The following is a 14442-nucleotide window of genomic DNA, read 5'->3' as shown; positions in this document are numbered from 1 at the left end:
GCCAATTCCTACTCCGCCTAAGCACACGATAGGGGCTGTTTCCAGAATATTCTGGAAACAGCCCCTATCCTTTCCTATACCTATCCCCCAGATGGAGAACAGTGGCCTCTTAAGCCTTCGGCAGCTCCGGGGCGACGCCAGTGTTTTCGTACTCTGCAAGAATGTCGATGCGGCGCTGGTGGCGCTCCTCCTCGCTCCACGGCTGGGAAACGAAAGCATCGACGATGGCCAGAGCCTCTTCTTCAGAGTGCATACGACCGCCGAGGCCAATCAGCTGAGCATTGTTGTGCTCGCGGGCAAGCTTTGCGGTCTCCACCGACCAAGCCAGCGCACAACGAGCGCCCTTGACCTTGTTAGCAGCGATCTGCTCGCCGTTACCGGAACCGCCGAGCACGATGCCCAGGCTGCCCGGATCGGCGACGGTACGGGAAGCCGCCTCAATGCAGAATGCTGGGTAGTCATCTGCAGGGTCGTAAGTGTGAGCGCCGCAGTCAACGACGTCGTGGCCAGCCTTCTCCAGGTGGGCCTTAATCAGGTTCTTCATTTCAAAACCGGCGTGGTCTGCACCAAGGTAAATACGCATGGCAGCAAGTTTAGCGGTTCCCACGGATTCCACGGCGTCTGCACCCGTTTTAGGTAGTGCTTGACGACGTCCCCCTGCGCAGCCGAATAGGGTGAAAAGTGACTGTATTTGCGTCTCAGCACGTCTTCGAAACCGGAAATTGGGTGCTTTTACCGTGTCTCCTGCGCCGCAAGCTCACTTCCAAGTCGATCCGGAAGCCCATGGCTCCCATGGGAATCATCACGCACCGGCGGTGCGAACGGTTCGACATGACATCAATAAGAAGCCATTTATTGTCATTTGGGAGGTCACACGGGCTTGTGGCTTGGTCTGCAAGCACTGCCGTGCAGATGCACAGCACGAGCCGCATCCTCACCAGCTTTCGACCGCCGAGGGCAAGATGCTGCTGGAGACCTTGGCGTCGTATAGCAAGCCGAAGCCGCTTGTGGTGCTCACCGGCGGCGATCCTTTTGAGCGCGATGACCTAGAAGAATTGGTGCGATTCGGCACAGAGCACGGTTTGAATATGTCGCTGTCTCCGTCGGTGACTCCGCGGTTGACGCCGGAACGGATTCAGTCGCTGCGTGAGGCCGGAGGTAAGGCGATGTCGATGTCGCTCGATGGCGCGACCGCCCAGACCCATGATAAGTTCCGCGGGTTTTCGGGGACTTTTGAAAAGACGCTTGAAATGGCTCCGCACATCAACGAGGCCGGTTACCGGCTGCAGATCAACTCGACCCTGACTAAGGGAAATATCCATGAGGCACCAGCGCTGCTGAAGACCGTCATGGAGATGCAAGCCAAGATGTGGTACGTCTTTTTCCTCGTTCCCACTGGTCGCGGCGCAGATTTGGGCGCATTGTCACCAGAGGAACGCGAGGATGTTCTGCACTGGCTATCGGATGTGTCCAACCGAATTGCCATTAAGACGACGGAGGCGCCGCAGTATCGGCGCGTTGTCATGCAGCAGGAGGAAGCAAAGGAAAAGGGTCTGCCATCCTATGAGGGCGGCGCGCTCTACCGCTACTTGACCGAGGAAACGACAAAGCTGCTCGGCGCTGAACCGGAAAAGCCACGCCGACCGCGCTCCCCCATGGCCGTCAATTCCGGGTCAGGTTTTGCCTTCATTGACCACATCGGCGACGTCTACCCCAATGGTTTCCTGCCGTTGCACTGCGGTAATGTAAAGGCAACACCCTTCCAAGAGATTTATTCCAACTCGCCGGCTTTTAAGGCTCTCCGCGATCCTGATAATTGGCACGGCAAGTGCAGCGTCTGTGAATACCACAGCGTATGCGGTGGATCCCGCTCGACTGCTTACGCTTTGACCGGGGATTACACGGCATCCGATCCGACATGCATCTACATCCCGCCACGGTGGGCTGCCATGAGCGAAGAAGAACGGCAGGCCTCCACCGGGCAGAATGCCGAAGCTGGGGCCGCTCAGGTTTCTTAGCCGCATGCCCCAGCTGCTACAGGTTTCTTAGTCGAAGCGCGGATCCTCAGTGCGAGAGCGCTTAATTTCGAAGAAATACGGATAGCTGGCGACGGCAACCGAGCCGTCGAAAATCTTGCCGGCTTCTTCGCCGCGTGGGATACGGGTAAGCACCGGACCGAAGAAGGCAACGTCGTTGAGCTTGACCACCGGAGTGCCGACGTCGTTGCCGACCTCCTTCATGGCCTCTGCGTGGTTTTCACGCATGAGCTCATCGAACTCGGTAGTCAGGGCCTGTGCCAGGCGCTCTTCCGGCAGTCCAACCTCTGCGAGGGCTTCCTTAATCAGTTCGTCGAATGCGTGCTCCGGCTCGTCGACATGCGCGTGGCGATCGATGCGGTTTTCGTTGTGAATCTTCGTGCCCAGCGCGGTGTAGAGCTTGTCGACAGCCTCCTGACCATCCTGGGAGAACACTGCATTAAACAGGCGTGCCGGGGTCCAGTTGCACTGCATCATGAACTTGTACTCTTCCGGCAGCTCGTCGCGGCCTTCATTGAGTACCGACAGGCTCATCGGCTTCCACTCGACCTCGATGTCGCGGACCTTTTCGACTTCCTTAATCCAGCGGGATGTCACCCAGCAAAACGGGCAGGAAACGTCGAAGTAGAAAGTGACCTTGTCTCGATTGCTCATGTGAAAGTCCTCCTAAAGCATTGATTGACTTATCAACGACTATAGGGCGGAATTTTTTGGCTCGCATTCATGCATTCCGCGCATAATCGGAGTCTGACTCCAATCCGGGGTCGTGGTTACACTTGTCGCATGACTTCCACGAACCTAACCAGGACCGAAGCCGCCGACCGTGCGGCCATGCTCGAGGTGTCCCACTACGACATCTCTCTCGACCTCACTACCGCACCTGTTGGCGCGCCGCACAGCGCACCAACATTCGCTTCCAAGACCACAATTTCTCTGACGGCGAAGCGCGCTGGTTCCACCTTTATTGACCTGCGTGATGCGGTTGTTAAGAGTGTGACCATCGACGGTGTCGATGCCACGGAGGCCGCTCGTTATGCCAGCGAGACCGGTATTAACGTGGACCTGACCGAAGGCGACCACACCGTCGTTATCGACGCGGACTGCCGTTACACCAACAACGGCCAGGGCATTCACCGGTTCCAGGATCCTGCCGACGGCGAAACATACCTGTACTCGCAGTTTGAAACTGCCGATGCCAAGCGCGTGTTCGCCTGCTTTGACCAGCCGGATTTGAAGGCGACGTACTCAATCCACGTCGTGGCACCGAAGGGTTGGAAGGTTGTTTCCAACTCGGTGGCCAAGACCGGCGCCACCACCGATGTCCACGGCAATGAGGCCGATACCTTCGACTTCTCGGTGGATGTTCCGCTGTCGACGTATCTCGTCGCAGTCTGTGCGGGCCCGTGGCACGAGGTCACTGACTCGTGGACCGGCACTGTCGCACCGCACCCGGAGACCCCTGCCGAGCACCAGCCGGATGGCGAGCTGACCATTCCGCTGGGGCTCTACTGCCGCCAGTCCATCGCCGAGTACCTCGATGCCGACACCTTGTTCAAGGAAACCAAGGAAGGCTTCGACTTCTACGCCAAGCATTTCGGTGAGCCCTACCCGTTCGGTAAGTACGACCAGATCTTCTGCCCGGAGTACAACATGGGCGCGATGGAAAACGCCGGCTGTGTGACCATCCGCGACGAGTACGTCTTCCGCTCCAAGCCCACTCACTACCTCTACGAACGCCGCAACGACACCATCCTGCACGAGATGGCTCACATGTGGTTCGGTGATTTGGTCACCATGCAGTGGTGGGATGACCTCTGGCTCAATGAGTCCTTCGCCACCTGGTCGGCCGCCGCCGCTCAGGTCGAAGTTTCCGATTACAGCCACGCCTGGACCACCTTCGCCAACGTAGAGAAGGCCTGGGCCTACAAGCAGGATCAGCTACCGTCGACGCACCCGATTGCCGCCGATGCCAGCGACATTGACACCGTCGAGCAGAACTTCGACGGCATCACCTACGCCAAGGGCGCATCCACGCTCAAACAGCTGGCCGCCTACGTTGGTCAGGATGCTTTCCTCGCCGGTGCCCGCCTTCACTTTGCCCGCCACCGCTTTGGCAACGCCACCTTCGCGGACCTTTTGGAGGCGCTCTCCGAGGCCTCGGGACGCGATCTGTCCGGCTGGGCCGATCAGTGGCTGACCACCACCGGCATCACCACTTTGGCACCGGAGTTCCAGCAAGAGGACGGCAAGTACACTTCCTTCGCAGTCACGCAGGAAGGTGCCGAGCCGGGTGCTGGTGAACTCCGTGACCACCGAGTCGCCGTGGGCATCTACAACCTGCGCGGCACCGGATCGGATGCCGTACTCGAGCGCACCAAGCGCGTGGAAATCGACGTCCGTGGTGCACGCACCGAAGTCCCAGAGCTGGTCGACACCCCAGTCGGCGATGTCGTGCTGGTTAACGACGACGACCTCACCTACAGCATGATCCGCTTGGACGAAGGCTCGCTTGCCACCGTCATCGACAACATCGGCGCCTTCACCGATTCAATGGCACGCACACTGTGCTGGTCCGCTACCTGGCAGATGGTTCGCGCAGGCCAGATGCGCGCTCGCGACTTCGTCAACCTGGTGCTCCGCGGCATCCCGGGCGAGGACAAGCTCTCCGTCTTGGAGCGCGTCATCGCTCAGGCGGTCAGCGCCGTCAACGTCTACGCCGATCCACAGTGGGCTGATTCCACCGGCCGCGACCTGCTGGCTCAGGGCCTGTTGGACTACGCGAAGAAGGAAACCGACGCCGACCGCGCCCTGGTTTTCGTTAACGCTTTGACCACCGTGGGCTCGTCGAATAGCGACGTCGTTGACGCACTGCGCGCCATCTACACTGGCGACGCAGACAAGGCTGGTTTCCCAGCTGTCACGGTAGACACCGACATGCAGTGGCGCGCCCTGAAGCCGCTGGTTTCCGCCGGTCTCGAGGGCGAGGAAGCCATCGCAAAGCTTGAAAAGACCGACAACTCGGCACTCGGTGCGCAGGCCGCCATCGCCTGCCGCGCCTCCGTGCCGACGCTCGCCAACAAGTCCCGCGTCTGGGCAGAGGCGACGGTCTCCGGCAACGATGCCCCGTCGAACCTTGTCATTCGCCACTTGCTGGCCGGCTTCAACGCGCCGGGCTCGGGTGAGGTGCTCGCACAGGCGCTTGACGACGACTCCCGCGCCACCATCAACGCGGAGCAGTCGGCGACCTCGCTGTCGGAGCACTTCTTCGCCGTTGCCAACAGCTGGTGGAAGCAGTTCTCCTCCGAGACGGCACAGACGCTGCTCGAGGGCTTCTACCCAACCTGGGAGATCAGCGATGATGCAATTGCAGCCGCTCAACGTCTGCTCGACAGCGACGAGACTGCATCGCCGGTCAAGCGCATCATCTCTGAGCAGCAGTTCCTGGTGAAGCTCGCTCTTCGTGCCCGCGAGTTCGACGCGAAGTAACAAGTGATTTCGGCCGGCACTTTGGCCGTTATCGTTTTCGTGGCATCAAGTCGATAGACTTGGTGCCATGACAACTTCTCAGACGCTCTTTGACTCCGTCGGCGGCGAGGATGTCTTCAATCGCATCGTCCATGGCTTTTACACGCGTATGCGTTCCGATGACCTCATCGGCCCGATGTACCCCAGCGATGACTGGGAGGGCGCCGAGGATCGACTCCGCATGTTCCTCGTCCAGTACTGGGGCGGGCCGCGTTCGTACAGCGAACAGCGTGGTCATCCGCGCCTGCGCATGCGCCACATGCCGTTTTCCATCGGCGAAGCCGAACGCGACCGCTGGCTGGAGATCATGAGCGCCTCACTCGCAGACATTTCCGATGAAGAGCTCCCCCGCCCCCAGCGCGAAGCCATGTGGAACCACATGGTGCAGGTCGCTGACATGCTCATCAACCGCTTCGACGCGCAGTAGGAATTAGGCCCCTGCCCCGCTAGTTCAGCAGCCCCGCTAGTTCAGCAGCGGCAGCACGCCAAAGGACTCGAGCGTAAAGATCGAGCCAAACCGTCCATCCAGCCGGTGCCACCGTCCCTTCGTGGACACGCGCACCGGCTCTTTTTCATCCGGTTGCTCTGGAATGAAGCCCATCGCACACAGCGCAAACACATCCCGCATGGTCACGTCGACAACGCTTTTCGACGTCTCCTGCGACTGCCCCTCCCCTGAGTCAACGGCGGCTTCACCGGCCTCTCCGCTGACAGTGAGAACCTTCTGATCCAGCAGAGATGGCGGCATACCCATGGGGCCGGAAGATTCCACAGCGACCGCGCGCCCCTGCTTCTCGAGAGTCCGGAAAGCAGTGGCCGGAACATAGTCGACAACCTGCCATCCTTCCGGAACTGGCAAGAATCCCGGCCAGGAGGACGCCGACTGCGCATGCACCCGATACGGCAGCGCGGTGAGCGAAGCTTCTTTGTCCTCCGCATTGTCGGATGATTTTGCCTGCGCAAAGGCACGCACTGCGATGTCTTTAATCTCCGCGGCAGTGACGATGATGTCGTCGGGAAGCGCGTGTAGCGCAATTGTGCGCATGGCGAGCGGGCCGATCGGGGTCTTCACCCATACCTGTGACATTGCTGGCGCAGCGGTGGGCTCGGGCGATGAACTGATACCGGCGGCGGCGGTCTTTCGTGCGCGGATGCGAAGCAACGTGTTCTCGTCGAGGGCGTAGGCCTTATGGGCTAGGACGCCCAGGTTCTTCAGGGCATCGGGAGTGCCGAAGGTCAGCTCGGCAGCGGGATGAGAAGTGGTCACGGCGAATTACTTGTCCTGGTCTTCCTTGTTGTCTTCGATTGCGGGAGCTGCAAAACGCTCCAGTTCACGGCGGGCAGACGGGGAGAGCTCGACTGCCTTCGCAGTCTTGAGATCAAACATCACCATCACGGTTTCGAGCACAGCCACGATGTGACCATGCTGGTCGGAGATAGTCTGGCGGAGTGTGAAAGAGGTGCGACCGAAGTTGATGATCTCGGTCTCAACCACAACTTCCTGGGTGTCCGGCAAGATAGCGCGGACGTAGTCAATCTCCAGGCGACGCACCACTGCCGCAGGCATACCTGCCCCGCCGCCGAGGCCGCGCATCACAAAGTCGAGACGAGCCTGCTGGGCGTATTCCAGGAATGCGGTGTTGTTAGCGTGACCATACTGATCAAAATCAGACCAGCGGATAGCGACGTTGGTACGAAATGGTGCTGATTCAGTCATACCCAGAACTATAGGCGTTTTCTGGAGCTACGAACCTGCAAATAACGCGAAAGCCCGGGACCTGTGCACTGGTGCGAGCCAGTCCACACGGTTCCGGGCGTTGCCGTTGGCAAAGATCAGATTCGCGGGAAACTGATTAGCGGGTCAGGCGACGGTGAGTGACACGCGACGGGCGTGCAGCCTCCTCGCCGTAACGCTCAATCTTGTTCTTCTCGTAGCCCTCGAAGTTGCCTTCGAACCAGAACCACTTGCCCTCTTCGAAGTTGCCTTCCCATGCGAGGATGTGGGTACAGGTGCGGTCCAGGAACCAACGGTCGTGGGAAATGACCACGGCACAGCCCGGGAAGTTCTGCAGTGCGTTTTCCAGCGAAGACAGGGTTTCGACGTCAAGGTCGTTAGTCGGCTCATCCAGGAGGATAAGGTTTCCTCCCTGCTTGAGGGTCAGCGCGAGGTTCAGACGGTTGCGCTCACCACCGGAGAGAACCTTCGACGGCTTCTGCTGATCCGCGCCCTTGAAACCGAAAGCAGATAGGTATGCACGAGACGGCATCTCGTTCTGGCCGACCACGATGTAGTCGAGACCATCAGAGACAACCTCCCAAACGGTCTTTTCCGGATCGATGTTTTCACGGCCCTGGTCAACGTAGCTGAGCTGAACAGTCTGACCGACCTTGACCTCACCGGAATCCGGCTGCTCCAGCCCCACGATGGTCTTAAACAGGGTGGACTTACCAACACCGTTCGGGCCAATCACACCGACGATGCCGTTACGCGGCAGGGTGAACGACAGATCCTTGATCAGGACGCGGCCATCAAAGCCCTTCTCCAGGTCCTTGACCTCAACAACCTGGTTACCCAGGCGCGGCGGGGTCGGAATCTGAATTTCTTCGAAGTCGAGCTTCTTGTACTGCTCGGCTTCCTCCACCATCTGCTCGTAGCGCTCCAGACGGGCCTTGTTCTTGGCCTGGCGAGCCTTCTGCCCCGAGCGGACCCACGCCAGCTCATCCTTCAGGCGCTTCTGCAGCTTGGCGTCCTTCTTACCTGCAACCTCGAGGCGCTCAGCCTTCTTCTCCAGGTAAGTCGAGTAATTGCCCTCGTACGGGTAGAGCTTGCCGCGGTCGACCTCACAAATCCAGCCAGCGACGTGATCCAGGAAGTAACGGTCGTGAGTCACGGCCAGGACAGCGCCCGGGTACTTAGCCAGGTGCTGCTCGAGCCACAGCACAGACTCGGCGTCCAGGTGGTTAGTCGGCTCGTCGAGAAGCAGCAGGTCCGGCTCGGAGAGCAGCAGCTTTGCCAGTGCTACACGACGACGCTCACCACCGGAGAGGTGAGTAACCGGCTCGTCCGCCGGCGGGCAGCGAAGCGCATCCATTGCCTGCTCAATCTTGGAATCCAGCTCCCAAGCATCAGCGGCGTCGAGCTCCTCCTGGAGCTTGCCCATTTCTTCCATGAGCTCGTCGGTGTAATTGGTGGCCATCTCCTCGGCGATGGCTTCAAAACGAGCCTTCTTCTCGAAGATGTCGCCGAGGCCCTCCTCGACGTTGCCGCGAACGGTCTTCTCCTCATTCAGCGGAGGCTCCTGCAGCAGGATGCCGACAGTGGCGCCCGGCTCCAGGAAAGCTTCACCGTTACTCGGCTGATCAAGGCCAGCCATAATCTTCAGAATCGACGACTTACCTGCGCCGTTCGGACCGACCACGCCGATCTTTGCGCCCGGGTAAAACGCCATGGTGACGTTGTCGAGAATAACCTTATCGCCGTGCGCCTTGCGCACGTTTTTCATCTGGTAGATGAACTCACCCATGGTGGAATTTCGTCCCCTCGTAGAAAGGAAATAAGCAATCCCTGTAGAGGTTACGCATAGGAACCAAAAGGCACAATCTACATGGGCGTACCCGCAATCCTTTCCCACCAAAATCTCTGCCAGGCTCCTAGCAAAACTAGCTGCGAGATAACGCTGCCGAATCGTATGCGATCCCTCCCCTTTCTCAGCAGCGTCACCTCACGTGCAGTAATTACCCCTCCCCTCTTTCCGCTCTTTCAGCGGCTCCCCCTCATTCCGCTCTACAACGATGTACTGGCTCCTGGGTTAGAACGGCGCACTGACTCCTGCATCAGCCATTTCTCGCTGCTCCGAACTAGCTGCACCTGTGTTCCCCGCCTCACCAGCGCCGCCCGTACTAGCAGTGAAGGTGCGCACGGCCCCGGCCTGAGACGCAACTGTCTCAGTAACCGAAGCTTCCGAATCCCCAGTCGATGACTCACCAAGACCAGTCGGCGACTCATGCGGCTTCTCAGTCATAGTCTTCACCGTTGCCAGGTGACGGCGCAGATTCGGACCTACCGCCTTAGCAATGATCTTCTGGCGCTGATGCTTCGTACCATCATCGCCCTCCCAGCGATCCGTACGAACGTGACCGTGGACAATGACGGCTTGGCCCTTCCACACCGTGTTATTCACGTTCTCGGCGAGCTTGCCCCAACATTCAACATCAAAATATGACGTCTCCGACTGCTCCCAACCATTCTCCCCCTTCCATGACTTGCTGGATGCCACAGAAAACTTGCAGACCTTTGCCCCAGAATTGGTATTTCGATTTTCCACATGATGGACCACATTGCCCACCACGGTAATAACTGCCTCAGACATCGGGCTCCTCCCCCAAAGAAAGCGTTTACCTACTGCGGCCGAATAATTCGAAGGTGTCTCATTCGTGCCGTGCCAATTACTTTTCCGGCTTCGAGAAACAAATGAAAGAGGTACATAAAAAGCCTGTGGATAAGTTTGTCGAAAAGACAACTATCCACAGGCTACGTATGAAGTTGAGGGGCGAAGTCGCGGCAATCCTCGTCGTCAAGCATGCAAAATCAGCTTAACGACGCTACCTTCCGCGCCTCTTCGAGGCATCAATCGGATTATCCATGTGCACCGGATGCTGCGCGTCAACCTCCGAGGTGTAGTAATCGCGCTCATCCTCGCCGCCAACACCGACCTGCTGGCTCATGCGAGCGAGCATTTCGTTGTAAGCGGCCAACTCCTCATCATTGTTGCGGTCCGCGACGCGGTCGTAGCGGGCTGCATCCTTTTCATCGGAACGCCGCCACTGTACAAACAGCGCAACGGTGACGATGTAGAGCGGAACCTCACCGGCAGCCCACGCGACGGCACCACCAACGTTCTGATCTTCCAGGAGATTCACTGCCCAAGGGAGATCCAGGCTGGCGTAGTAGGTCTCGGCAAGCACCTGCTGCGACTGCATCAGCGAAATACCGAACCAAGCGTGGAACGGCAACGACCCCATCAGCGTGACCAGCTTGACCGACGGCTCAATCTGCTGTGGTGCAGCATCGACACCGATAATGACCCAGTAGAAGATGTAACCGGAGATCAAGAAGTGGATGTTCATGAACACGTGGCCCGCGTGCTCATCAGCCAGGAAGTCGTAAATCGGTGTCATGTAGAGCAGGTAAAAGCCCGCGACGAACTGCACCGTTGCCACAACCGGGTGCGTGAGGAAACGCGACACCGGGTTGTTGATGAAGACCACCAGCCACTCACGAATACCAGGCAGACCATCGCGGCCGGCCGGCTTCAGCGCACGCAGCGCGAGCGTAACTGGGCCGCCCAGGACCAGCATGACCGGAATGCCCATGGAGTAAAGCATGTGGGCGATCATGTGAACCGAGAACAGAGCCGGCATGTACACGCCCAGCGCGCTGCACGAAGTAAACAGCAGCGTGGCACAGCCGGCGAGCCACCACAGGGTGTTGGACAGCGGCCAGGTACCGCCGCGCTTCTTCAGCAAGTAGAGCCAGTACAAGTAAATCCACGCGGCAATGATGGCGGCAGAGCCGAAGAAGATGTCAAAGCGCCACTGCGTGAACATGGCCTCCCAACCGAATGGGATCTCCAGGTTGTAACCTAGCTTGACCTGCATCTGCGTAATCGACGGCAGGCCCTCACCGCCGGCCTGCTCAGAGAAATTCGGTGGCGGCGGAGTACGGCCCAGAGCTACGGCAACGCCGATTGTCAGCGCCATGATGATGACCTCGACAATGGCCAGACGCCAGAATGGACGATTCGACTGAGCGCGCTCAATCTCCGGAATGGTGATCTTGCGGTGCACATAGCCGCATAGGCCCAGCAAGATAGTGAGAACGGCCTTGACCAGCACCATGATGCCGTAGTTGTTGCTGACCAGGTCAGACCAGTCAATGTTGATGGCTGCGTTAATGAAGCCGGAGGCAGACATGGCGATGAAAGCCACCAACGCCACGAAAGAATAGCGCTTCACTACCTCTGGCATCCATTCACCGCGACGACGCGCGTGGCCAACCAGCGCCATCAAACCGCCGACCCAAAACACAGTGAAGGTCAAGTGCCAGATGTAGGAGTTAGTGCCGTAGTCATGGGCACCACCGGAGGCATTGTGGCTTACAACCGCCAGCGGCATCATCGACACCAAGCTGATGGCGAAGAACACCGGCTGCCAAATCCACTTACGAGTCAGCGATGAACCAAGCGCCACAATGCCCGCAAAAATAGCTACCCACAGCCACGCCAAGCCCTCCTTGGTCTGCTCCAACGACACAGCCCAGTTACTCAGCTGAATCGTCGTCGACAGCGGCTGGCCCGACACATCGGAGAGCACCAGCGGAATCTCCATCAGCGCCATGAGGCCCCAGCCGAGCATGGCCCACATACCCGTGCGGGATGCCGTGTAGCCGTCGAGGCCCAAAGTGCCGTCGGCACGCTGCTTCGTACCGAAAGCGGCGAGCATAAACGAACCGACACCGAGGCAGGCGAGCAGCTCACCGGCCGCCTTCGCGAACGGGAACCCGAAGGTGGTGATTGTGCCGGGATCGGGAATACCCAACGTGGCGCGCGAATCCATGTTGAACGCCATCGAGAGCAAACCAGCTAGAACGCCGCCGATAAGTACAAAAACAACGTACCAACCAGCAGATTTACGGACTTTCTTATCCTTGCTAACAGGCGGAGAGGTCTCGGCCTTGGTCGTGGCAGTCATAGCCCTAAGCTTAGCGACCAAAGTCCCTAGAACAGAACCGGTTGTGATTGGCTACATTAGAGACGCTACAATGCTTTTCTTAGCTAGCCTCCATAGCTCAGTGGACAGAGCAGTCGGCTTCTACCCGATTGGTCGAGGGTTCGAATCCTTCTGGGGGCGCGTTTTCTACCCCCGTCTTGAACTGGTTTTATACCAGATGCAGGCGGGTTTTTACTTCTTAGTTCTTCTTGTTATCCGCAGGATCCGGGCGCAAGTAGCGGTCAACCATGTCGACGACCTCTTCGACAGATTCCTTGTCTAGCGTCGCGTCCTTGCCATCCGGGCGCCACACCAGCACCATCGTCTGAATCAGACGGTAAATGTTGCGCGCCAGCAGATATGGATCGTGCTCGCGAATAGTGCCGTCTTCCTGCCCGTGACGGACACCGGGGAGAATGAATTTCTCCACAATTTCCAGCTGTGTATCGCTCATCTCTCCAGTGAGCGCTTCTAAGACACGGTCGGGATCTGTCTTGACCAGGCCAGGGAAAAAGTCACTTTCGATGATGCGTTGAACGACGATTCGAATACGCAGCAACATGCGAGCGCGCGAATCGCCAGGGACATAGCGGAGCCCCTCAAGCATGTGCAGGATTTCGCGGTTGGTCACTTCCCCCAGAAGCTCACCAATGTCAGCGTATCGACGATATACGGTCGGACGCGAAACTCCTGCCTTGCGAGCAATTTCTGCAATCGAAGTCCTACGCAAGCCCACAGTCATTACGCTTTCGCGCGCAGCGGCAATGATGACATCATCGACGGATGGTTTCTGTGCCGCGGTGGTGCTTTGAGCAGCGTCGCCAACACGCCTCGTCTCATCCATGTAACTATTTCTCCCGTTGGAATCCGAACTCAGAAGTAATTTTATCAGGCAAATAGGTCGATTTAGTTCATGCCCCGTTGTCCAATTCTAAGATCTTACTTTCCAGTTAATTTCGTTTCCCCCACAATTCGCTCCACAAACCACACGGCAATCCACACGCCCGACCACAGCACAATCCACATCGCTAAGCTGGGCGTAGTCAGCGTGTGCCCCACAGCCCAGTCCGGGCACAGAATAAGGCGCACTGCAGAATCATGCCGAATCTCAGCGAAAGGTGAAATCATGGCTCAGCCCGATCCCGACCTCCAGCTCTCCCCTGAGCTCGACCGCATCGTGTGGATTGACTGTGAGATGACGGGCCTCGAACCCGAGCGCCACGTCATTGTCGAAATCGCGGCTCTCGTCACCGATGCCAACCTCAACGTCCTCGGGGAAGGCGTGGACATCGTCGTGCACGCGTCCGAGACCGAATTGGCGCAGATGGATGATTTCGTCACCAAGATGCATGCGAAGTCCGGCCTGGATCAGGAAATTCGCGACAGCAAGACTAATGTCGCCGACGCCGAACAGGCTGTTTTGGACTACATCCGTCAGTGGGTTCCCGAGCCGCGCACCGCCCCACTGGCAGGCAACTCGATTGCCTCCGACCGCAAGTTCATCCACCGCTACATGCCAGAGCTCGACCAGCACCTGCACTACCGCATGATTGATGTCTCTTCCTTCAAGGAACTTGCCCGCCGCTGGTACCCCCAGGTCCTCAAGGGCGCTCCAGAAAAGGGTCTCGCTCACCGAGCTCTTGCAGATATCAAGGAGTCGATCCGCGAGCTGGACTACTACCGCCGCGCCATGCTTCTGCCCCACCCCGGCCCCGAAGGCGACGCTATTTCTGCCGCAAGCAAGGAATCGACGGAAAAGTACGGTGAGATTCGCGGCTAGCTCGCTTTACGACGACCCAAACCCCACCCTTTCCCAAATTTATCCGGGTTGACCTGCTGTTTTTGTTTCCAGCCCACTGTGGGCTACCATATAGTTCGCTGCAGAGATGAGCTGAGAATACAGCTCCTTTAATGCGGTAATGGTGACTGTAGTTCAGTTGGTAGAGCACCAGGTTGTGATCCTGGGTGTCGCGGGTTCGAGTCCCGTCAGTCACCCCAAGTAGAACCCTCGGCCAGGTTTTTCCGGGCCGAGGGTTTTTGTGTTTCCGCCTTAGCAACTGCGTTTATGGTTGGCGGCGGCGGGCCAATCCAAGTTACTGACTGCGTTTATGAC

The 14442-nt window shown here is 58.4% G+C and carries 13 protein-coding genes and 2 tRNA genes; 6 read left to right on the top strand and 9 right to left on the bottom strand.

Going from position 1 to position 14442, the window contains the following annotated elements; all coding sequences use genetic code 11:
* Positions 1-109: 109 nt before the first annotated feature.
* Positions 110-583 carry a ribose-5-phosphate isomerase gene (locus CRD18_RS01750; protein WP_070857118.1) on the bottom strand — a complete coding sequence of 158 codons (474 nt, stop codon included), beginning with the start codon at positions 581-583 and terminating at the stop codon, positions 110-112.
* Positions 584-815: 232 nt separating this feature from the next.
* On the opposite strand from CRD18_RS01750, the gene CRD18_RS01745 reads away from it, so the two are divergent.
* Complete coding sequence (locus CRD18_RS01745; protein ID WP_070827903.1) at positions 816-2018, top strand: TIGR04053 family radical SAM/SPASM domain-containing protein; 1203 nt, start codon at positions 816-818, stop codon at positions 2016-2018.
* Between the two features lie 27 nt (positions 2019-2045).
* Here CRD18_RS01745 and CRD18_RS01740 read toward each other — a convergent pair whose 3' ends face one another.
* Positions 2046-2690, bottom strand: a complete 645-nt coding sequence (locus CRD18_RS01740) for a DsbA family protein (RefSeq protein WP_016422291.1) — start codon at positions 2688-2690, stop codon at positions 2046-2048.
* Between the two features lie 129 nt (positions 2691-2819).
* Between CRD18_RS01740 and pepN the strand changes: the two genes are divergently transcribed.
* Complete coding sequence (gene pepN, locus CRD18_RS01735; RefSeq protein WP_049170984.1) at positions 2820-5522, top strand: aminopeptidase N; 2703 nt, start codon at positions 2820-2822, stop codon at positions 5520-5522.
* Between the two features lie 67 nt (positions 5523-5589).
* On the top strand, positions 5590-5988 hold the full coding sequence (locus CRD18_RS01730; RefSeq protein WP_038628076.1) for a globin: 399 nt from the start codon (positions 5590-5592) through the stop codon (positions 5986-5988).
* Positions 5989-6024: 36 nt separating this feature from the next.
* Here CRD18_RS01730 and CRD18_RS01725 read toward each other — a convergent pair whose 3' ends face one another.
* The 5 genes from CRD18_RS01725 to CRD18_RS01705 all read right to left on the bottom strand — a co-directional run bounded on the left by CRD18_RS01725 (position 6025) and on the right by CRD18_RS01705 (position 12311).
* Complete coding sequence (locus CRD18_RS01725; protein ID WP_048734886.1) at positions 6025-6828, bottom strand: hypothetical protein; 804 nt, start codon at positions 6826-6828, stop codon at positions 6025-6027.
* A 6-nt stretch (positions 6829-6834) separates the two neighbouring features.
* On the bottom strand, positions 6835-7278 hold the full coding sequence (locus CRD18_RS01720) for a thioesterase family protein (protein ID WP_048734885.1): 444 nt from the start codon (positions 7276-7278) through the stop codon (positions 6835-6837).
* Between the two features lie 136 nt (positions 7279-7414).
* Entirely contained in the window at positions 7415-9085 is a 1671-nt protein-coding gene (gene ettA / locus CRD18_RS01715) for an energy-dependent translational throttle protein EttA (protein ID WP_016422285.1), read from the bottom strand.
* Between the two features lie 285 nt (positions 9086-9370).
* On the bottom strand, positions 9371-9931 hold the full coding sequence (locus tag CRD18_RS01710) for a single-stranded DNA-binding protein (protein WP_049170979.1): 561 nt from the start codon (positions 9929-9931) through the stop codon (positions 9371-9373).
* A 232-nt stretch (positions 9932-10163) separates the two neighbouring features.
* Complete coding sequence (locus CRD18_RS01705) at positions 10164-12311, bottom strand: cytochrome c oxidase assembly protein (protein WP_049170976.1); 2148 nt, start codon at positions 12309-12311, stop codon at positions 10164-10166.
* An 86-nt stretch (positions 12312-12397) separates the two neighbouring features.
* On the opposite strand from CRD18_RS01705, the gene CRD18_RS01700 reads away from it, so the two are divergent.
* Positions 12398-12470, top strand: a tRNA-Arg gene (locus tag CRD18_RS01700).
* 58 nt (positions 12471-12528) lie between these two features.
* Here CRD18_RS01700 and CRD18_RS01695 read toward each other — a convergent pair.
* On the bottom strand, positions 12529-13173 hold the full coding sequence (locus CRD18_RS01695) for a TetR/AcrR family transcriptional regulator (RefSeq protein WP_016422282.1): 645 nt from the start codon (positions 13171-13173) through the stop codon (positions 12529-12531).
* Between the two features lie 95 nt (positions 13174-13268).
* Positions 13269-13457, bottom strand: a complete 189-nt coding sequence (locus CRD18_RS01690) for a hypothetical protein (RefSeq protein ID WP_042388509.1) — start codon at positions 13455-13457, stop codon at positions 13269-13271.
* Here CRD18_RS01690 and orn point away from each other — a divergent pair.
* Positions 13456-14109, top strand: coding sequence for an oligoribonuclease (orn, locus tag CRD18_RS01685; protein WP_016422281.1), 654 nt, complete (start codon positions 13456-13458; stop codon positions 14107-14109). The genes CRD18_RS01690 and orn overlap by 2 nt on opposite strands.
* A gap of 142 nt (positions 14110-14251) precedes the next feature.
* Positions 14252-14327, top strand: a tRNA-His gene (locus CRD18_RS01680).
* Positions 14328-14442 lie beyond the last annotated feature (115 nt).

Source organism: Corynebacterium sp. LK31 (genome assembly GCF_014335015.1).
GTDB classification, from domain to species: Bacteria; Actinomycetota; Actinomycetes; order Mycobacteriales; family Mycobacteriaceae; genus Corynebacterium; species Corynebacterium jeikeium_D.
This window is presented reverse-complemented; position numbering and strand designations above follow the sequence as displayed.